This is a genomic window from Shewanella sp. 30m-14 (genome assembly GCF_052977125.1).
Window position 1 is genome coordinate 37,473 of sequence record NZ_JBRILW010000015.1, and the last position, 21,476, is coordinate 58,948.

At 45.3% G+C, this 21,476-nt stretch carries 20 protein-coding genes; all 20 read right to left on the bottom strand.

The window, feature by feature from the left end; translation table 11 throughout:
• Positions 1-22: 22 nt before the first annotated feature.
• A complete protein-coding gene (fliE, locus tag ACVBIU_RS12485) occupies positions 23-355 on the bottom strand; it encodes a flagellar hook-basal body complex protein FliE (RefSeq protein ID WP_439267775.1) in 333 nt (110 codons plus the stop codon).
• Between the two features lie 571 nt (positions 356-926).
• Positions 927-2,279, bottom strand: a complete 1,353-nt coding sequence (locus ACVBIU_RS12490; RefSeq protein ID WP_447161414.1) for a sigma-54-dependent transcriptional regulator — start codon at positions 2,277-2,279, stop codon at positions 927-929.
• Positions 2,272-3,405 (bottom strand): sensor histidine kinase, encoded by a 1,134-nt coding sequence (locus ACVBIU_RS12495; protein WP_447161415.1) that lies wholly within the window; start codon positions 3,403-3,405, stop codon positions 2,272-2,274. Before ACVBIU_RS12495 ends, ACVBIU_RS12490 begins: the two co-directional genes overlap by 8 nt.
• A 545-nt stretch (positions 3,406-3,950) precedes the next feature.
• Complete coding sequence (locus ACVBIU_RS12500; protein ID WP_447161416.1) at positions 3,951-5,384, bottom strand: sigma-54 dependent transcriptional regulator; 1,434 nt, start codon at positions 5,382-5,384, stop codon at positions 3,951-3,953.
• Positions 5,385-5,677: 293 nt separating this feature from the next.
• Positions 5,678-6,088, bottom strand: a complete 411-nt coding sequence (gene fliS / locus ACVBIU_RS12505; protein ID WP_447161417.1) for a flagellar export chaperone FliS — start codon at positions 6,086-6,088, stop codon at positions 5,678-5,680.
• A gap of 6 nt (positions 6,089-6,094) precedes the next feature.
• Positions 6,095-6,415: a hypothetical protein gene (locus tag ACVBIU_RS12510; RefSeq protein ID WP_447161418.1), complete on the bottom strand. Its 321-nt coding sequence runs from the start codon at positions 6,413-6,415 to the stop codon at positions 6,095-6,097.
• A 32-nt stretch (positions 6,416-6,447) separates the two neighbouring features.
• Positions 6,448-7,812, bottom strand: a complete 1,365-nt coding sequence (fliD, locus tag ACVBIU_RS12515; protein WP_447161419.1) for a flagellar filament capping protein FliD — start codon at positions 7,810-7,812, stop codon at positions 6,448-6,450.
• A gap of 42 nt (positions 7,813-7,854) precedes the next feature.
• On the bottom strand, positions 7,855-8,247 hold the full coding sequence (locus ACVBIU_RS12520; RefSeq protein WP_447163923.1) for a flagellar protein FlaG: 393 nt from the start codon (positions 8,245-8,247) through the stop codon (positions 7,855-7,857).
• A 132-nt stretch (positions 8,248-8,379) separates the two neighbouring features.
• On the bottom strand, positions 8,380-9,198 hold the full coding sequence (locus ACVBIU_RS12525) for a flagellin N-terminal helical domain-containing protein (protein ID WP_447161420.1): 819 nt from the start codon (positions 9,196-9,198) through the stop codon (positions 8,380-8,382).
• 289 nt (positions 9,199-9,487) lie between these two features.
• Positions 9,488-10,309 (bottom strand): flagellin N-terminal helical domain-containing protein, encoded by an 822-nt coding sequence (locus ACVBIU_RS12530; protein WP_447161421.1) that lies wholly within the window; start codon positions 10,307-10,309, stop codon positions 9,488-9,490.
• Between the two features lie 92 nt (positions 10,310-10,401).
• Positions 10,402-11,592 (bottom strand): flagellar hook-associated protein FlgL, encoded by a 1,191-nt coding sequence (gene flgL, locus ACVBIU_RS12535; RefSeq protein ID WP_447161422.1) that lies wholly within the window; start codon positions 11,590-11,592, stop codon positions 10,402-10,404.
• Positions 11,593-11,636: 44 nt separating this feature from the next.
• Positions 11,637-13,559 carry a flagellar hook-associated protein FlgK gene (gene flgK / locus ACVBIU_RS12540; protein ID WP_447163922.1) on the bottom strand — a complete coding sequence of 641 codons (1,923 nt, stop codon included), beginning with the start codon at positions 13,557-13,559 and terminating at the stop codon, positions 11,637-11,639.
• A 43-nt stretch (positions 13,560-13,602) separates the two neighbouring features.
• Positions 13,603-14,760: a flagellar assembly peptidoglycan hydrolase FlgJ gene (gene flgJ / locus ACVBIU_RS12545; RefSeq protein WP_447163921.1), complete on the bottom strand. Its 1,158-nt coding sequence runs from the start codon at positions 14,758-14,760 to the stop codon at positions 13,603-13,605.
• Positions 14,761-14,788: 28 nt separating this feature from the next.
• Complete coding sequence (locus ACVBIU_RS12550; protein WP_447161466.1) at positions 14,789-15,880, bottom strand: flagellar basal body P-ring protein FlgI; 1,092 nt, start codon at positions 15,878-15,880, stop codon at positions 14,789-14,791.
• 37 nt (positions 15,881-15,917) lie between these two features.
• A complete protein-coding gene (gene flgH / locus ACVBIU_RS12555) occupies positions 15,918-16,592 on the bottom strand; it encodes a flagellar basal body L-ring protein FlgH (RefSeq protein ID WP_447163920.1) in 675 nt (224 codons plus the stop codon).
• 22 nt (positions 16,593-16,614) lie between these two features.
• Positions 16,615-17,403 (bottom strand): flagellar basal-body rod protein FlgG, encoded by a 789-nt coding sequence (flgG, locus tag ACVBIU_RS12560; protein ID WP_447161426.1) that lies wholly within the window; start codon positions 17,401-17,403, stop codon positions 16,615-16,617.
• A gap of 10 nt (positions 17,404-17,413) precedes the next feature.
• On the bottom strand, positions 17,414-18,157 hold the full coding sequence (flgF, locus tag ACVBIU_RS12565; protein ID WP_447161427.1) for a flagellar basal-body rod protein FlgF: 744 nt from the start codon (positions 18,155-18,157) through the stop codon (positions 17,414-17,416).
• Between the two features lie 612 nt (positions 18,158-18,769).
• A complete protein-coding gene (gene flgE / locus ACVBIU_RS12570; RefSeq protein WP_447161428.1) occupies positions 18,770-20,131 on the bottom strand; it encodes a flagellar hook protein FlgE in 1,362 nt (453 codons plus the stop codon).
• Positions 20,132-20,219: 88 nt separating this feature from the next.
• Complete coding sequence (gene flgD / locus ACVBIU_RS12575) at positions 20,220-21,032, bottom strand: flagellar hook assembly protein FlgD (protein ID WP_447161429.1); 813 nt, start codon at positions 21,030-21,032, stop codon at positions 20,220-20,222.
• A gap of 25 nt (positions 21,033-21,057) precedes the next feature.
• Positions 21,058-21,474, bottom strand: coding sequence for a flagellar basal body rod protein FlgC (flgC, locus tag ACVBIU_RS12580; RefSeq protein ID WP_447161430.1), 417 nt, complete (start codon positions 21,472-21,474; stop codon positions 21,058-21,060).
• Positions 21,475-21,476 lie beyond the last annotated feature (2 nt).

Consider the following 21,476-nt stretch of genomic DNA (forward strand, 5'->3'; position numbering starts at 1 on the left):
CCTGTTTCTACGTAATAACGGCCTAAACAGGCATACTCATAATTTCTTTATAAGCTTCTACGAGCTTATTGCGCACTTGCACGGTTGCTTCAAAAGCAACGCTTGATTTTTCTCTAGCGATCACGGTATCAGATAAAGTGACGGTGGTATCTCCCATATCGAGCCGAGTGGCGAGATTAGCAGCATTTGATTGAAGTTCGCTTACATTTCCAACAGCTTGCGACAGCAGCTGACCAAAATCACTACCTGAAGTATTTTGAACCTGGCGCGCAATGCCCGTTTGAATGCTTGAAGTACCAATTTGACCATTAAGTGACTGCATCTCTTGCAGTAATGAATTCGCACCAATTTGCATACTTAGCTCCCATGTCGTTTTCTTGACGAAAATGTTGATATAGCGAGATAAAGCAAATAGCTTGCCAGTTTGTAAAAAGAAGGGGAAGTGCCAAGAAGGACGCTACGCTGCGAGGACGTGACTGCGTCACTTCGAGAGCGCCACTTCGTGACTTCTAGGGAACGAGAAAAAGCCAAGACGTTAAAAACAGAGACGGGAAAACAATAGACGAACGGCCTGCGGCCTAACGGCACGTGACTGTTTGATTTAATTGAATGTCACTACGGAACGCTTCGCTTACGGAAAAGCCGATTAAAGCATAAACGATTTAGAGCCGAATAGAGCTGAGACGAAAAAGCCGGAAAAGCTTGTACCGTCTCTTCCTAGCCCTTTTTTAACGTAGGTCGGGATTTATCCCGACAAACCTTGTGTGTGCCTCCTTGATTGATGGGCTGAAGCCCAACCTACAAAAAATTATTTTATGTGCTCTCATCTCAGCTTGTACCTTCTCAGCTTGTACCGTCAGCGCAGCGTTCTGTGAGAGATCCTGCGAACGTTCCGTCTTCCGTGAGCGAAGCGTTCGTCTTAGCTTTTAAGCAGGTATTTGAATTCCTGAGTCGCGCATTTTTGCCATCTTATAGCGCAGCGTTCTGGCACTGATGCCAAGTTTTTCAGCAACTAACTTTCGACTGCCATTACATTGAGTCAAGGTTTCTAAAATAATCACATGTTCTTGTGCTTTAAGCTCATCACCTAAACCTTCAAGCTCTGCGGGTTTATTAACAACTAAAGGTGTGCTTTCAGGGTTAAAATCTAATTCTACTGAATCGATAATAATGTCTGCTGCCGTTATTTCTTTTGCAGTGCATAGAATCAAGGCTCTTTGAATTACGTTATCAAGCTCTCGCACATTGCCAGGCCAGCGATGAGTCAATAAACGTCGTGATGCGCATTCGCTTAATTCGGGTAACTCACTGTAATTAGCAATCAATGCATGACGTTGCAGTAGATGCCTTGCCAAGGGCAAAATATCGGCTGGACGTTGATTAAGTGAAGGCCAGGTCAGCGGGAATACGTTGATACGATAATACAGATCTTCTCTAAACTCGCCCGATGTTGCCATGGCTTTTAAATCACGATTAGAAGTAGCAAGCACCCGAACATCAAGCTTTATCGTTTTACGCCCGCCTAAACGTTCAACTTCGCGCTCTTGTAGTACACGCAACAGTTTTGCCTGCAGCCCCACCTCCATCTCAGAGATCTCATCGAGTAATAAGGTGCCACCTTGTGCTTGCTCAAACTTACCTGGACACGCTTGATAGGCGCCAGTAAACGCTCCTTTCTCGTAGCCGAACAGGGTAGCCTCGAGCATATTTTCAGGGATTGCTGCGCAGTTAATCGCCACGAATGGCTGCTCGGCGCGTTGACTATTTTGATGAATATATCGAGCCAACACCTCTTTACCACAGCCACTTGGTCCCATAATCATCACAGATGCATCAGAGGCCGCTACGCGCTGCGCCAGAGCCAATAACGCCAAGCTCTTTTCATCAGCCACAATCGGTGTGCCTTCAGCAGCCTTTGCCGGCATATAGCGAGAAACTTGATTAACTAATACTTCGGCAGAAAACGGCTTTGATAAATAATCCACCGCACCCAACTTCATTGCATTAACAGCATTATCGATAGTTGCATAAGCCGTCATTAACAATACTGGAACTTTAGGATGGTGCTGCTGTAAGTAATTAAGCAGACCTATCCCACCGACGCCTTCCATCTGCACGTCACTAATAACCATATCAAAGCGTTGGCTTTTTAAGGTCAAAATGGCTTCTTCGGCACTGCCAACATCGACGCAATCATAATGAGCTAGCATCAAGGTATCGAGTAACGCTTCGCGCAGTGATGCGTCATCTTCTACCAGTAACAACTTACCTTCAGACATGCTGGCTCTCTCCTAGTACTTGCTCATTTTTGATGGTTGTCAGCAATGGAAACTTCAATGAAGCTGTGCAGCCATTGCCCGGGTGGCAACTAAACTGCATCTTTCCACCATGGTTACTCACTACCGACTGCACCACGGCTAAACCTAAACCTGTACCTTGAGATTTGGTAGTAAAAAAAGGTTCTAATACCTTTTGTTGCATAGCCGCATCCAGCCCCTTGCCATTGTCGATGACATCAAGGTGTAGAGCCGTATTAGTATCAAATGCATGTAACGTGATTTGGTTTGCGCCCGCTTCGATACTGTTCATCACTAGATTATTGATTGCTGAACACAAAGCGGCATCATTGGCTCTAATTTTTTGCTTTGATTCATTATTAAAAACCAACTTACAAGCCTTTTGCTCTGCGATTGGCTGGCAATTACTCAACACGTTATCAACCACTTCTTCAATAACAATAATATTATCAAGTTCTTGCTGACGTCCTTTTGCCATTAACAGCATATCGTTGACCTGATGCTCTAACTCATTAAGTCTATCGACAAGCTTACCTTGAAAGCGCTTTCTAGCATCATCAGATATCTTGGTGCTTGCAAGATTAGAGGCATACAGCAGTGCTGCACTTAACGGCGTTCTGACTTGGTGAGCAAGAGTTGCCACCATTTTACCTAACGCTGATAACCGTTGTAGATGGGACAGGTTTTTTTGCAGCAATCGCGTTTCAGTTAGATCCGTTAACACAATTAACTGCCCAGGCTCTGGTGTTAGCGGAGTAATAGCAAGCTTAACTCTACGACCGTTTCGTAAAGAAACCTCATGGCCATCATCATCTTGGGGTGAAAAAGCGCGATTTATTATTTGTAGCCAACGTAAACCTTCAAGCGGGCTACCGAGCAGTTCTATCGCGACGGGATTTGCATCGGTGACCATACCATCGCCATTTATAATCACCACGCCTGAAGGCATCGCCTGCAGAATATGATCCAAGCGATTTGACATATTCGCGGCCTGCTGCACATCAACCAGCTGTGGACGCTTTACAGCATTGACATCAACAACATGTGCTTTGCCAACGGCATCAGTCGCATTAGCTGTATCGATTTGTGGTTTTGGAATAGCGGACATGGTGGCCCCGTCAAAAAAACTGCATTTGAATGGGGTGAAGCAGGAAGTGTGCCAGTTGTTTAAAGCTAAGAAGGACGCTGCGCTGCGAGGACGTGACTATTGACTTTAATTGAATGCCACTGCGAGAGCGTGACTTCTAGGTTCTAGGTTCTAGGTTAAAGCTGAGACGGGCATGCAGAGACGAACAGCCTCAGGCCTCACAGCACGTGGCAGCTTGATTAAATTGAATGCCACTACGGAACGCTTCGCTTACGGAAAAGATTAAAACGACGGCAATAATTGATATACAAAGCCGAAAAACCGCGATGAGCCATAAAAAAGCCAGAAGACTCATCTTCTGGCTTATTCAAGAAAGTAGGTAAATATCGAAAGTTCACTTTGATTCAAACCATCTTAGCTTGAATCATCTCAGCTTAAACAGTCTTTGCTTGTATTTTTCCTAGAAGCGAAGCGCTCTAGCAGGACGAAGTCCGTCCTCGAAGTGAGCCTGCGAACGTTCCGTCTTCCGTGAGCGAAGCGTTCGTCTTAGCTTGAACCGGCTTTTATCAATCTTTACCCATACCGTATTTACGCATTTTCTCAACTAGCGTAGTACGACGAATACCGAGCATTTCTGCTGCGCGGGCAACCACGTTGTCTTGCTGATCTAGCGCTTGCCTGATCATATCAATTTCAAGCTCAGCCAAAAGATCTTTCAGATTAACACCTTCCGGGGGTAATTCACTTGGAAAACGGGTTTCTGGAATGTCGATTGGCTCTTCATCATTAAAAATTGACGCTAAGGCATCGCGCTCAAGCTGCTCTTCACTGATCTCTACGCAATACTCTGGCACATCAATATGACGATACTTAATCGGTAAGTCATTTACATCGACTAATCCACCCGGATAGAGAATGGTTAACCGCTCAACCAGATTAGAAAGTTCACGTACGTTGCCAGACCATGAGTGCTCTTTCAATGACTCAATAGCTCGTTGAGTAAAACGAACTCGACCACGGCCTTCGTTATAAACGCGACTCACCAACTCTTGCAGTAATAGTGGGATATCTTCTTTGCGCTCACACAAAGCTGGCATTTCAATAGGGAAAACATTCAATCTGTAATACAGATCTTCTCTAAATCCGCCCTCTTCAATCATAGTTTCTAAGTTTCTATGAGTGGCAGCGACAACGCGAACATCAGCAGAGATAGACTTACTGCCACCAACACGTTCAAACATCCGTTCTTGCAAAACGCGTAGCAGTTTTACCTGCATCTGCAGGGGCATATCACCAATCTCGTCTAGAAATAACGTGCCTTTTTCAGCCAGTTCGAAACGGCCTTTACGGGCACTAATCGCGCCTGTAAATGAGCCTTTTTCGTGACCAAAAAGTTCACTTTCTAATAACTCGGCAGGGATAGCACCACAGTTGACCGGAATAAACGGGCCATCACGGCGATCGGAGATATAATGAATATTACGGGCTACAACCTCTTTACCCGTACCCGATTGCCCAAGAACTAGAACTGTAGCTTCAGAGCTTGCAACCTGGTTAATAAGGTGACGGACATTAGCAATGCCTTCACTGCGACCGACCAAACTTCTAAATAATTTAGTCTGATTGGCACTTGTTGGGATCTCTGGACGTTTAACTTGTCCATAGACCTGACAGAAATGAAGTAATTCAGTTAATTGCGGATAGTTTAATGGCTCCTCGATGCTTCCAAGAATATTCGACGCTTTCACGTCGCCTCTTTCACCGAGCAATAAAATAGGCTGCCATGGAAGCGCACTAGCCAAAGACTGAGTCAGTTCTTTCGATTGATTTTCAGACGGTAAAACAATCGCACGAAAACGCGTTTGCTTAGTATGCATTTCAAGTTTATCAAAATCGATCAGCTCGACTTGCTCACCTAAAAACTCAAATACACACGACAAGCGATTAATTCGCTCAGACTGGTTACCGATAAGTAGAATTCGTTGATCTGTTTGCATCATTCCGAAGGCCGTTAGGCTTAAATATTTCAGCGCATTAATTATTAGTGTTCGTTGCTTTTCTCAAGCCAATTTTTACAAGCCATTATCTGGCCGGTAGTTATCTAAAATTCATTCTCAAATATCTACCGAATAGAATAGTGTATTATCAGCCCGTTATTAGCAAGCCCCTGATGGATTTTATGAGGAACAGACTAAGTTTTAGGTTAAAAACTCTACTTTATAATCAGTAGTTAGACATATTATTGACAGGTGACAAAAAGGAGGCGTAATTACCTCCCTATCATCTCTAACACTTACATTGCATTAGCATGGGAATCTATATGGTGTTTATCAGCCGGAATAGCATCCCACCCTTCTTTAATCGTTCTAATGATACCACTGACGTCATCGAGTGCTTTAACATCATTATTGAGGTTTGCTTCTGAAATGCGGCGTAACATAAAATCATATAACTCATTAAGATTTTTTGCGACATCCCCACCCGCGTCCATGTTCAAGCTATTATGTAAGCCTGTAATAATACCGATGGCCTTGCCAATGAATATACCTTTGTTAGCAAGATCATTGTGTTCAATCGCATAACGACTCTGCGCAATACGTTGCAGCGCACCGTCAAACATCATCTGAATAATGCGATGTGGTGACGCCACTGCTATTTCGCTCTCTAGCGAAACCTTACGATATGATTGAAGAGAACTTCTCATTAAAACCTACCTATTAGCATCTATAGCTTTGTAAACATTTAGCTGTCGTTTACTTTTACGTCCCGCATACAGCAGTGATTGTCTATGCTCCAGAATCACTTTAGCTTGCGCTTCAAAAGATTGAGTTATCAATAATTGCTTTCTCAATTCAGATTCATCTGCATCAGTTGCGTTAGCAAATATACTAGTGAGTAAAAGTTGACGCTTCCCAACCAACTCCTGCAAATATGATACCAACTCATCGGTGGAGTTGTCTTCAGCAGGCACTTGATTAAGTGTGGCAAGCACTTTTTCCAACGCTTCATTTAACTCGGATAATGACTGCAAACTAAACTCCTAAGCTAACTAAAGTTAAATAATTATTGGCTAACAACACCAGGTAATGAATTCAACCTGTCAGCCAAACCCGCACTCTGCTGGTTTAACTGTCCAACAATCAGGTCCATCGCGTTAAACTGCTTAAATAGACGAGCCTCAAGCAGATCCATCTTACGAGTAAAGGCCTCACGCTGATCGTCTAAACGTTGTTTATCGCTCGTTAACGCATTATTTCGACTATCGATTAAACCACCAGATTTAACGTAACCGTCAACCACCTTATCTAAGCTGGTCGCGATCCCCGTATCAGGGGTGGCAAATAAGCCCTCGATAGACCCCATATCTTCAGCAAGGGCTTTATCAAGCTTTGCATCATCAATCGACATATTGCCATATCGGTCGGTTTCAATACCAATATCGTAAAGCGCAATGGTTTCACCGTCGACATCGACCCTGTTACTGATCATATTACGCAGCTGCGACTCAATCGAGCGGATCATTGAATCGCCTTGTAGCGCCGCCGCTTCTTCTTTTTCTACGTCATAACTCGATAATTTGTTTATTGAGTCAATTAAGGTGTTATAAGCGTCAACAAAACCTTTAACGTTATCCTTAACAGCCTCATTATCCTGCTCAATCTTTAATGTTGATGTCTTAGCGACATCGGCATCGGTCAAAGAGAGTGTGACTCCAGCAATCGCATTTTCAACATCATTGCTTTGCGAGGTCACTTTTTGACCATCGATGTGTACTATCGCATTTTGTGCAGCTTGCAACTCGGTCAAATTACCTGCACCGAACATATCGTTCAAGCCGGTTCCAACAGTATCAGTCGCACTCACTGTCACTTGGTTGTCAGTACCTGACTCATCTGAGCTAAATACCAAACGACTACCACCATCACTCTTAATGATGGTTGCCGTAACACCAGAGTTATCAGCAGAATCATTGACTTTTTTTGCGATAGCCTCTAACGAGTCACCCGCTTCAACCTCAATAGAGAAAGCCTTACCATTAACAGAAAGATCTAACTTACCCTGACCTAAAGCGGCGCTTGCATCTGCAACGTTAGTACCTGCAACTTTATGGAAAGTCGCTAATTGCTCTACTTGAATTTGATAACTACCAGATTGAGCATTCTTGTCAGCAACAGCGCTGAAGTAACTACTGTCACCCGTAGACACTTTGCGTATATTTAGTGATGCGGGATCTGACAGCTTTTCAAGAGCATCTTGGAAGGTGGACAACTGACTCTTAAGTGTTCCGATCGCCGAAACCTTAGCTTCAATCGTTTTTTCAGTTTTATCAAAAATTGCTTCTTTGGGTACTTTTTCGGCATCAACTAACACCCCAACAATGGTGTTGATATCTAAGCCGGAGCCAATACCGGTTGCTGTTAATGCCATTTTTGCCCCCTAGACAAAATAATTTGATTGTTGACGCGTCTGTTACGCTTCAGTCTTAAGCAAGAATCCAGCCACTTCTGCTAGCTTTTGCGCTAACTCAAGTGCTTCTTCATTTGGGATCTGGCGAATAACATCCCCAGAGTCTACATCCATAACACTAACAATATTCTGACCTGAGTGTTCATCAACTTTAAAGGCTAAACCTTTTCGCATCAACGACATCATATCGGTAAGCTCATTTGCAACATCATGAAGCGCTAGCGTTTGCTCTTTGGCCTCTTCCGTTGAGGATATGCCACTGATTGCGCCTTCAGCTTTGCTTTTCAAAGCAGAGCTTAGCAACGGCTCTGAACCTGTAGCTGCAGTGCTATTATTCGTATCCAATTTTACAGCTGTAGGGTTTGTGGAACTAGCGAAACTTACATCCATTGTCATACTTCACCTCCATAAGACTGTATTTAACGACGTACTAAACGCCTTGAAATGTAAACAACAAAGGGAGACTCATTACGAATCTCCCTTTTAGGCTACTACTTTAACGTTCTGCTCTCTTATTGAGAGCCCCTATTAAAGAAGAGATAGTGCAACTTGTGGTAACTGGTTTGCTTGTGCGAGCATCGCAGAACCTGTTTGCTGTAGCACCTGGTTCTTAGTCATCGCAGCAGTTTCTTTGGCAAAATCCACATCAACAATACGGCTCTTAGCATCTGCAACGTTAGCTTGAGTATTGGCACTGTTACTGATGTTGTGTGATAAACGGTTTTGAACCGCACCCAATTCAGCACGTTGACCATCGATGTTCTTGATTGCCGCATCAAGCTTACCAATGGCAGCATCACGACCCGCTGAAGTTGTTACATCTAATGTTCCAACCGAAAGTGTTGTCGCATCGGTCTTTTTAACGGTAATCGTGACATCTTCACCATCTTGGTGACCAACTTGGAACTTCTTACCGGTAGAGAAACCGCCATCCATTAACTTAGTGTTACCAAATGCAGTTGTATCACCAATTGAGGTAATCTCTGTTGCAAGCTCATCCATTTCAGCTTTAATCGCTGTTAAATCGTCAGCACTGTTTGCACCGTTTTCAGATTGGATTGCTAGGTCACGCATACGCTGAAGCATGTTTGTTTGCTCCTGCATTGCACCTTCAGAGATTTGCGCAATCGAGATAGCATCGTTTGCGTTACGCATGCCCACTTCTAGACCACGTACCTGTGAATCTAGACGGTTAGAAATAGCTAGACCCGCTGCATCGTCCTTCGCACCGTTAATGCGTAGACCACTTGAAAGACGCTCCATTGAAGTTGCCAAACCTTGGCTAGAAGCATTCAAGTTCTTTTGTGCTTTCATTGAAGTCACGTTTGTATTTACTGTAATAGCCATAATCTGTTTCCTCTTTAATACCTGGCTTTAAAACTTGCCTGTCTATTTACGCCAGGCGGGTCTATTGGGTTACAGTAACTTTAACGGCAGTGATTTTTTATTCTTTAGTGCTTTTTTTGAAAAAAATAATTTAATTTAAAAAAACCAATAAATACAGCAAAGTAAGAACGATACAAGCGTCGACTTTTAGCTACAAAAAGAAAATCCATATTCACTGTGCAAACAGTCAATATGGATCTTTAATGCGCAATTACCCAGTTAATTAGGGTTAAGCATAACCGACGTTAAATTAGCCCAGTAATGATAATGCCACTTGTGGTAACTGATTCGCTTGAGCAAGCATAGCACTGCCCGTTTGCTGTAGTACTTGGTTTTTAGTCATCTCTGCAGTTTCTTTGGCAAAGTCAACGTCAACAATTCGGCTCTTAGCGTCGGCTACGTTAGCCTGAGTATTAGCACTGTTACTAATATTGTGTGAAAGACGGTTTTGCACCGCACCAAGTTCCGCACGTTGGGTATCAATGTTTTTGATTGCCGCGTCAAGTTGGCCAATTGCCACGTCACGGCCTGCAGATGTTGTCACGTTAAGTGCCGCGACAGAAAGCGTTGTCGCGTTAGTTGTCTTAACCGTTACCGTTACGTCTTCACCATCTTGGTGACCAACTTGGAACTTCTTACCCGCAGAGAACTCACCCGCAAGCAGCTTTGTATTACCAAAAGCGGTACTGTCACCAATGGCTGTAATTTCAGTTACTAGCTGATCCATCTCTTCTTTGATGGCTGTTAAGTCATCGGCACTGTTTGCACCGTTCTCAGATTGAATTGCCAAGTCACGCATACGCTGCAGCATGTTTGTCTGCTCTTGCATCGCGCCTTCGGAAATTTGTGCAATAGAAATTGCATCGTTAGCGTTACGCATGCCGACTTCAAGACCACGAACCTGCGAGTTCAAGCGGTTAGAAATCGCTAAACCAGCAGCATCATCTTTAGCACTGTTAATGCGAAGACCACTTGATAAACGCTCCATTGATGTAGAAAGCCCTTGGCTTGAAGTATTAAGGTTCTTCTGCGCTTTCATAGATGTAACGTTGGTATTAACGGTAATAGCCATTATGATTTCCCTTATCTAAAGTTACCGCCAAGACTTTAGGCTTGGCTAATTTCGGTTAATTTGAATTCTTATTATCCAGCTGGCATACACGGTTAGATATAATCAAACAGTGATACAGTGCCAACCTTAGTAAATACACTTGATGCCGCATTCAAAGCCTGCTGTTGCTGCTCTAGTTGCGTTATCGCCTCGGCGTAATCTAAATCTTCTAACATCGATAAAGCCGAGTTATTTACAATTTTCTCTTCTTCATGGGTTGCTGCATAACTGTCTAAGCTTTTTAAGCTATTACCCGCTACGCCTCGTGCAACATCTAATTGATTCATACCACTGTCGATATTATTCAACATTTGTGCCAACTCTGATTGCCCTGCAGGTGTATTCACTTTATTTGGATCTTCAATCAGTGCAATTGCGCTATTGATGGTATCGAGCAAACTCACCTCTGGTGCGTGTTCCATGGTAAATGAGTCCCCTGGCGCCGGCTTACCATCAAGTTTAACTTCGATGCCGTTAAACGATACTGGTGTGTTGGGGTCAAATGCGGTAACCGTGGTTACAACGGCATTTGTCGAATCTCTGACTTCTAAATCATTCCCCACCATGTTGAATGTATAGGTATCTGGCACATGGGTTGCGGGATCTGTCACTTTTGCGCTTTCAACACTAAACTCACCAGTTTGCGTGGCCAAATAATTGACGCTGTAGTCGCCTAACCCATTCGCTGCATTCATAAAAGCAGTATCACCAGGAATATTGGCCCCAATCGTCGCGCCAGACGCAACAATACTGTCACGCACCCCACTATCACCGTGATAAACCACACTACCACTGGCATCAAACTCAAAAGGTTGACTATCAGTATTAAATCCACTGAACAGGTAATTACCTGACTCGTCTTTGCTATTAGCAATTGACATGAGTTCTTCTAAGCTGCCGCGTATCTCATCGGCAACAGTTTGCCGATCGGAATCGGTCAAGGTGCCGTTCACCGCCCTAAGGACTTGCTCTCTTACACTACTGGTAATTGTTGCTGCACTGCCAAGCTTGCTCTCTGACACTGACAAGCGGTTTTTAGCGTAATCAATATTTTTCAGAAACTGATCGACCACTGCATTTTGTTGATTTAGATTTCCGATCCCCACAGAAGCCACGGGATCGTCACCAGCAGTGTTCACTCGCTTCCCTGTCGATAACTGCTCGATGATTTGGCTTGTTTGCGACTGCTTTTGGGTCACACTATTTATGTTTTGATGAAACATTTGCGCAGTTGAAATTCGCATAATCTGATTTCCTAATCCTGTCTCAAATATTTAAGCGTTCAGTGCTAGCGCAATGAGCTAAATAGTGTGTTAAATATCTCATTGGCGGTGGTCATGATCCGTGCCGATGCTTGATACGACTGCTGAAAACGCATGAGATTGGCCGCTTCTTCATCAAGGTTTACCCCTGATACACTTTGGATTCGAGTGTAAGCCTGGTTATAAATCGCTTCAGATGAGCCCATAGACATTTCAGCTGACTTGGTTTTACTACCTACATCTAAGGTTGTGTTCTCAAACACATCGGTTAGCGTGGTTTTACCACCATTCATCAACTTGGCCTCGCTGAGCTTAGCCATGTTGACCATATTGCTGTTGTCACCTTCGGCAAATGACAAATCAAAGCTAAACTTCTCGGTACTCGATGCGGTAGAATCAATCTCAAAAGTAAAACCATGAGCACTGATTGTCGGTGGCGTATACGCCGCTGCCGCGCCAAGTGATGTACCATTAACATCAAACACTTCAAAGCTTGGTGGTACGGCTGATGGGTCAATTTCAAATGTTAATTCAGAGCCCGTTACAGGAAAGTTTGCCGCACTTCTATCATCAATGCTGATCACGCTCACTTGACTGTTGCCGGTATTGGCCGCATCGGCGGTAATCTTTGAACCTGCGGCGGCAATACCTTTGGGATCGGTCATTTCAACCGATAAGGACACTGCAGCACTCGATGTTGGGCGGATCTCAAAGGTGTCCCCCGAAGCCAATGCCCCTACATCGATATTGATACTAAAGCCGTTCGCGCCCTCAAGCTTGGTGCCATTGAGTGTGAGCGGCGTAATATTGCCGCTGGCGGCATCTTTTAATTCATAGCTTGAAGGTGCGGTGAACTTAAGCTCATAGCTACTGCCGCTTAGGCTGCCAACATCATCAATATTAACGCTTAAATTTGCATTACCGGTATTGCTTGAAAGTGCGCCAACGCGACCGAGTTGCATAGATGGGTCGTTAATATCAGTAAAGATATTGCCACCCACTTGGCCATTTAAGTCAAACCCTTGAGCCTGGGCTTGGTTAAACGCATCGCTCACTCCTAAAGCAAATTGACCCAGCTCCATTTGCGATGGAATTAATGTTTCATCGCGATAATTAACTAGGGCGCCTAACTGACCACCGAGTTTGCTCGCATCAATAATCATGCTCTTGCTACCCGATTGCGCCGTAATTTGCAGCTCATTTGGGTAAGGGTCGCCTTGGGCGGTTCCCATTTGCATCGACATTTCTCCCGAGACCAACATCATCGAACCGCCGAGCATAATGCTCTTGGCTCCAGACTCTAGTGGTACTACGTTGACAGAGGCATACTCACTGAGCTCAAGGATCAACGCATCTTGCTTGTCTAATAACTGCATATCTTGACCTTGAGACTTCATCAGCTCACGGTTGATACTGCCCAGTTCATTACTGATCTCATTGATCCGGTCGGTCACGGCAGAGATCTGGTCGTTGGTTTGGGTCATTTGCCCATCAAGATGACCTTGCATCTGATTAACACTATTAGCTAACTGATTAGCACTGGTTAACAACGAACCACGCAGACCCATATCACCAGGGATATCGGCCAAGGCATTCATGCTCGCGAAGAAATCATTTAGCCCTTGCGGTACCGCTTTGCCTATTTGCGAAAACAGTTGGTCAAGCTCACTCATCTTGCTAAAGGTGGTTTGTGATTCACTGACCGCAGTAGAGCCAATGCGAAGCTCGCGCGCCGCATAATCGTTGTAGACACGCTTAACGTCTGACACATAAGTGCCTGCGCCATAAAAATCATTGCCCACACGCTGTGAATCCAGTGTCGACTGTGACACTACCTGACGGTTGTAGCCTGCAGTATTGGCATTGGCGATGTTATTACTGGTAATAGCCAGTTGCGACTGCGAAGCCAGTACACCTGTACGAGCAATATTCATTAAATCTAAAGACATGAGTACTGGCTCCCGACTTCAAGAGATTGAACAAGTCTTTTCTTCATTGCTTAACCCCTTGCAAGACATCGTTAAAGTCTCGAGTAATGGTTTTCATCACCTGAATAACCTTGTCGGCATATTTAGGATCGGTGGCGTACCCAGCGTCTTGTAAAGAACGAATAAACGCTTGTGGGTTTGCCGCTTGTTTCATGGCGTCTTGATAGCGCTCGCCATTAGATACAAACGACACAAAATCATTAAAGCTTTGGCCTATATCGTCATACACCCTAAAATTCGCCTGCTGCTTAACGGCGATGCCCTGCTCGTACTCCAGAGTACTAACGGAGGCTTTATCGCCTTGCCAGCGGTTGTCAGCCTTAATGTTAAACAGATTATTGCTTTGCTGCCCTTGATGACCTTTAACCATTTTCTGCCCCCAACCTGTTTCTAGCGCTGACTGAGCAATCAATACTTCTGGCGTAGTGCCCAATGCCTCAGCGGCTTTTTGTGCATGGGGATATAAACGGGCAACAAATTCATCTTGGCTGGTAAAGTTGGCTTGAGACTTATCACTATTGACTGCCGCTGACGGCAACACTTTGCCACTCAATACTGAATCTAATGTTTGAGTCTGGGCGCTACTGGTTAATGCGTGTGGTGCTGGCGTTGCTTGACTGTGTATGGTTGGGCTTTTTAAATTAGAGCTCTGTAAACTAGAGCTCTGCATAGTTTGGCTTAATGAAGCGGGAGTCATTACTGCAAACGGTGACATTTGAGTCACCGAACTATCAAGCCCCGAAACCCGAGAGTTTGGCATTTGTAACATGTCGGGCTTATCCATTGTCAGCGCTGCCGCTTTAGAGCCACCATTGATATCACCACGCAATACAGATGCAGGTGTCATAGGGCTATTAGCGGGATCCAGTTGCTGCACCATTAAATCGGCTAAGCCGAGCATGCCCTCACCAGAAAGATTGAGCGACATTTGCTGATCGTGCATCTGCTCATAAAACTTGGTGTATTGGCTGTTCATTGGGCTATCGGATTCAAACACAGCATTAGCATCACGCATGCTTTGCATCAGCATTTGCACGAAGATCCCTTCAAATTGCTGGGCGACTTCCTTTAACGCACTGGTTTCATCTTTTTGGGCTCTAGATCTTAATGAGTCTAGGCCTCCAAGATCCAGAAATTGCGATGCGTTCGACAGCTTTTCCATGACACCATTCCAATAAAACTGACAATATTTAGATTATTATCAATTCACCATGCAAAGCGCCTGCCATCTTTAACGCTTCGAGTATCGCAAGCACATCTGACGGAGCTGCTCCCACTAAATTAACCGCTCTAACGAGCTCATCTAGCGTGGTTCCCGGATTAAACATAAACATGCGGCTGTCTTCTTCAGCCACATCAACGGTACTGTCGGTGGTGACAACCGTTTGTCCATTTCCAAAGGGATTTGGCTGTGAAACCTGAGTTGCTTCAGCAATCGTCACTGTTAAACCACCATGAGTCACCGCCGCTGGCAATAATTTGACGTTTTGACCCACGACAATCGTACCGGTGCGAGAGTTAACAATCACCTTGGCTGATTCTGCGGCGGGCTCAACTTCAATATTCTCAAGCGTTGCCAAAAAAGATACCCGCTGTGATACATCTCGTGGTGCACTGACTTGCACTGATGCTGCGTCAAGTGGCCTTGCCATGCCAGGGCCTAACAGATCGTTAATCGCATCGGCTAAACGTTTTGCAGTTGAGAAGTCCGCACGGCGCAAGTTAAAGGTTAAATGATCGCCGGTAGAAAATGGCGTTGCTACAGTACGCTCAATAATCGCGCCATTGGGTATACGTCCAACTGTTGGTGTGTTTTGAACAACTTTAGAGCCATCCATCCCTTCGGCGCTAAAACCACTGACAACCATGCTGCCTTGAGCAATGGCATACACATTACCGTCAACCCCTCTTAAGAAGGTTTGCAGTAACATGCCACCACGTAAACTCTTTGCCTCACCTAAACTTGAAACCGTAACATCTAGGGTTTGACCCGGCTTGATAAACGGCGGCATGTCAGCACTGACGGCAACAACCGCGATGTTTTTAATCTTGGGTCTAAAGTTATCAGGCAAGTTAATGCCAAAATTCTTCAACATGGTTTTAAAGGTTTGCTCGGTATAACGGGTCTTTTCCCCCGTACCCGGTAAACCCACCACTAAACCGTAGCCGATTAACTGGTTACTACGCACACCCTGTACGTTTGCAATGTCTTTGATACGCTGGGCATGAACGGGAGCCGTCAATACCAACATGACACATAGCAATGCTAATTTTAATTTCATCATCCTAAATCCTTAGCAATAGGCGCCAATATAGAGCCTAAAACGGCCACCAGCTGCCCATAAAGAACGAGGCTAACCACCCCACTTTTTGTACTTCGGCGAACGTACCCGTTCCGCTGTACTGAATACGAGCATTAGCCACGCGTTGTGAGTCAATCGTATTGTCAGGTCGAATATCTTGCGCGCGAACAATACCGGTAATGCGAACAAACTCGTCACCGTTATTGATGCTTATCCACTTTTCACCACGAATAACCAGGTTACCGTTATTAAGCACCTGCATCACGTTAGCTGAAATACTGCCAGATAAGCTGTTGCTTTGGTCTGCGTCAGATTCGCGCTTGGTATTCATGCTGTCTTTGTAGCGTAAATCGATGGGATTGCCGCCAATGGTCACATTGCCGCCGCCAGCATAAATGGGGTCAAGCGACAGATCTGTGCCTTTAGAGATCTCGTTATTGGCGCTCTTTTTAGCCTGAGTCTGCTCCATCAATAACACGGTAATGATGTCACCCACTTTTAACGCTTTAATATCAGAGTAAAGGCTCGATGCCTGACTATCTTGATACATAGAGCCGGTTGCAGCGATTTTGGTTGGCGGCGCTTCAGGATAAACTGGCGCGTAATAAGGATCATCAGCAATTGGCTTGCCATTGGTCGAATTACAAGCCGATAAAGCCGCCATAAAGAAAACAGCCCACAAACGCTTCATAGTCAAAGCCTCTTAAAATATCTTAAAGATTCTGGTTAACGTAAGACAACATCTGGTCAACCGCAGAGATCACCTTTGAGTTCATCTCATAAATACGCTGACTTTCAATCAGGTTTACCAGCTCTTCGGTCACGTTCACGTTTGAGGTTTCAAGCGCCCCCTGACGGATTGCGCCCATACCATCGAGTGAAGCCGTACCTTGAATAGGTGTGCCACTTGCCCCAGTTTCTACGTACAGGTTTTGTCCCATTGGGTCGAGTCCCGACGGATTAATAAAATCGGATATGGCTAATTGACCTACCACTTGGTTTTCGGCATTACCTGGCGTCTTAACAGAGACTTCGCCTTCTGCCGAGACGGTAATGCTAGTGGCGCCTTCTGGAATGGTGATAGCAGGCTGGATCACATAACCTGAACCCGGCGTTACGATTTGGCCTGTTTCATCTAAACTAAACTGACCATTGCGGGTATAAGCTGCGGTGCCATCTGGCATCTGCACTTCAAAAAAACCTGGGCCTTCAATCATCAAGTCGAGCGAGTTATCAGTGGTCAACATGTTGCCCTGAGTAAACATCTCTTGAGTTGCGACCACTTTAGTACCGGCGCCAATACTCAAACCATTGGGCAATTTAGTATTCGATGCGCTAATGCCGCCAGCTTGACTGACGTTTTGGTACAGCAAGTCTTCAAATACAGCACGGCTCTTTTTAAACCCGACGGTACTGGCGTTAGCCACGTTATTAGAAATAACTGAAATATCGGTTTGTTGAGCGTCTAAACCAGTCTTACTTATCCATAAAGCGGGATGCATAGTGTCTCTCCTAGCTTATGCGCATTAAGGAAGAGGACGCGCGATCGTTCTCTTCTGCTGTTTTCATCATTTTCACTTGCATCTCAAACTGACGCTGTAGGTCAATCATAGATACCATCTCATGGACGGCATTAACGTTACTGCCTTCCACTGCGCCGCTTAGCAGACCGACGCTTGGATCGGCCTGCGCATTCTCACCCGACATTAAACGGAACAAGCCGTCTTCACCGCGCATTAAATTTTGATTACCCGGGTTGACCAACTTGATGCGAGCAACCTCTTCAATCACCTCGGCTGTGGCACCCGACGGACGAACAGATACAATGCCATCTTGGGAGATTTCGACCTTTTCAATGGGTAGCGGCAATACAATCGGGCCATTGTCGCCCATCACTGCCGTGCCTCTATCATTACGCAGCACACCAGAGTTATCGAAACGCAAGCTGCCTGAACGGGTATACGCTTCACCGCCATTTTCAGCTTGCACAGCAATCCAGCCATCACCTTTGACGGCAATGTCTAAATCACGCCCAGTGGTTTTTATTGGACCGCTAGAAAAATTAGCTGACGGACTTTCTGTCATCGAGAACACGCGCGTAGGTAGACCTTCGCCAAAAGCCTGCATAGAGCGAGCTTGAGCAAGAGAGGCTTTAAAGCCATCTGTATTTGCGTTTGCTAAATTGTTGGCACTGACCGCCAACGAATTCATATTCTGTTTTGCGCCGCTCATCGCGACATAGAGCAATTTGTCCACTTTACACTCCGTCAAACTTCCGTCTAACGAAATTAATAGCAAACATCGTGCCAAGATATACAAAGAAGGACGCTACGCTGCTAGGACGTGACTATTGACTTTAATTGAATGCCACTGCGAGAGCGTCGCTACACTCCTTCTAGGTTAAAGCTAAGATGAGAAAAGCTGAGACAGGCATGCAAAGACGAACGGCCTGCGGCATGACGGCACGTGACTGTTTGATTGAATTGAAGGTCACTACGGAACGCTTCGCTTACGGAAAAGCTTAAAAGATTAAACTGACGGCATAAATGCCGACCTACGAAAAAAGAAGGTTCTAGGTTCTAGGTTCTAGGTTCTAGGAAAGCATAAAGATCAAAGCAATTGCATAAATAAAACCAATGCAAGCTTTTGACTTTTCTTGCGCTTTTCCTATGACCTAGAAGCGAAGCGTCCTCGAAGTGAGCCTGCGAACGCCCTAGTAACTTCTTAGCTTATACCATTCTGTGAGTGAGCCTGCGAACGTTCCGTCTTCCGTGAGCGAAGCGTTCGGCTCTTGTGCTTTTCCTCGGTCCTAAAGCCAAGAAGGGACCTCGCAGTGAGCCTGCGAGCACCTTCTTAGCTTTTTAAAGCTTAGCGGATTTGCAGAACTGTCTGTTGTAGCGTGTTGTTCACTTCAAGCGTTCTTGAGTTGGCCTGGAAGTTACGCTGAGCAGAGATCAAATCAACGAGTTCGGTCGTCAAGTCTACGTTTGACTGTTCAAGTGCCGATGAACGAACACTACCAAAAGTACCACTGTTTGCCTCTCCGGCAAGTGCCGGGCCTGAGTCTAAACTCGCCTTCCAAGAGGTATTACCCGCTTGCGTTAGCCCTTGCTCGTTAGCAAAGCTCACTAAGGCAACACGTGCAAGTGGTACTGTTGAACCATTGCTGTAACTGGCGTTAATTAGGCCGTCAGCGCCTACTTCAACGTTAGTTAAACGCCCTACCGTAGTACCATCTTGAGTTAACTCTGTCACCTCAAATGGCGATGCATACTGAGTTGGGTTATTAAAGTTTAGCGTTAAGGTCTGGCTACCATCAGCGCCAGCGCCTAATACATCTGCACCACCAACACCTAAGGCTTCTGTTTTAATAACTGCTGGGTTGCTGCCGGTATATGCGCCAGTATCGTTAAATGAAATAGCCGCGCCTTTCCAACCCCCTGCGTTTTCAGCATTAGCAGTGCCATCAGCCGTACCGTCACCGTTGGTATCAGTCTTATACTCACCCGCGGCAGGATCTAAATCGACAGGTTTGCCGTCGACTGCATAAAACGCTACCCAGTTACTCTCACCGGTGTGAGCGGCATTAGGAGGACGTACAAAGTATGAGGTTAAAATGTGTGGCTCACCCAGTGAATCATACATGGTCACTGAGGTTGAGTTATTAAATGTATCTGGGTCGTCTGGATCGAACGCTGCTGGATCGAGTGTCGCCTCGCCCGCATTTAGGTTCATCTGAATGCCGACGTTATCAGTCTTAACCGGACTACCTGCGGTATCAGGGATCTGTACCGGTTTAGTGGTGGTTAAACTCACCGACGTCGAGTTACCATCTTTATCTACAGGGAAGGTCTGTAAGAAGTTACCTGCTGAGTCAACGATATAGTTATTAGAGTCAAACTTGAAAGCGCCTGCACGGGTAAATGAATGATCTTGTGATCCCGCTTCAGATGAGGTCACAAAGAAGCCACCGCCGTTAATCGCCATATCAAGCGAGTTATTAGTGAATGCCATACTGCCCTGATGGAATTGCTGAGCAACTTGACTCGTTGTGACACCACCACCCACTGCAGTTTTACTGTTGGAAAAAATAGAGTTCGCGTAAACATCGGCAAATTCTGCGCGAGATTCCTTAAAGCCAGTGGTGTTAACGTTTGCAATATTGTTTGCCGTTGTATTTAGATCTTTTTGGGCTGACGAAATACCGCTCAGTGCAATGTTAAATGACATGATTCACCTCAATCCTTGTTTAATTCGGTTTCGAGACATTGGCGCTTTACCTTAAGCCGCAACATCTCGCAAAATGAGTTTCTAGCTATTAGGTTTCAGATACAGCTAACACATCACTGATCTTAATTCCGCCAACGCCACGTAAGTTTAAGATAGCGCCTGTCGCTGCTGTGCCAAGTGAAACGCTAGTAACATGTGCGTAAGTCGATACCGGTAGCTCTTCGCTTGTGCCGTTAACTTTACCGCTGGCTTTGAAGGTATAGTTACCATCAGCTACGGGCTGGCCGTTCTTATCTAAACCATCCCAACTGACATCGATATTGCCACCCGCACTGCCATCGACATTGTAGGTAGTGATTAGCTGACCTTTTTCATCTTCGATACGGACGATGATTGATTCGACAGGTTCCGGCGTACTGATGATGCCTTTCATGTTCGGATCTTCAGCAGAGATATGCGCTGTATCCGACGGGATAAGTACCTTTTGGCCAACAAGGCCTGAGGCCTGTAACGCCTGACTTGAGCTGGTTAACGCATTTAGATTAACAATCTCTTCGTTCAGTTTGCTGATCCCGTCTACCGTTGAGAAAGACGCCATCTGCTGGATCATCTGATCATTTTCAACAGGCTTAAAGGGATCTTGCATCGACAGCTGTTGACTCAATAGCGAGAAGAAATCCTCTTGGGTTAACTCCTGGCTATTGGGTTCAGGAATAGCGCTTTCTTCAGGCAAACGTAAGCCATCAAGAAACGGGTTACCCGTTGATGTCTGCTCAGTGTTAGTCGCCGATGCAGCCGTACTCTGAGCCGCAGCCTGCGCTGTTTGTGGCGAAATAGCATTAGCCTGTTGTGGCTGGCTAGCAGCCGGCTGTGTTGCGGTGAGCGGATTAATAAGGCTCAAAATTTACCTCCAGCTTTCACTGAGTTTATTTGCCCATTTTTAATGTCTGCTGAAGCATCGATTTTGCTGCTTCAGTGACTTGTACGTTCATTTGATAAGAGCGAGAGGCTGAAATCATGTTAGCCATCTCCTCCATTACATTCACATTAGGCTTGTAGATAAAGCCATCGGTGTCCGCCATAGGGTGACCTGGCGAAAACTCTTTATTCAGTGGCATATCACTTTCAACAATCCCTTTAACGGCAACTGACTGCGCTGCACTTTGATGCTGCTGCGCCTTACTCATTTCAGCTTCAAAGATAGGATGACGCGCACGGTAGGTTTCACCCACACTGCTTGATACAGAATCAGCATTGGCAATATTACTCGCCGTGGTGTTAAGTCTGACCGATTGGGCCGACATACCAGAACCTGCAACGTTAAAAATATTAAATAAGCTCATGA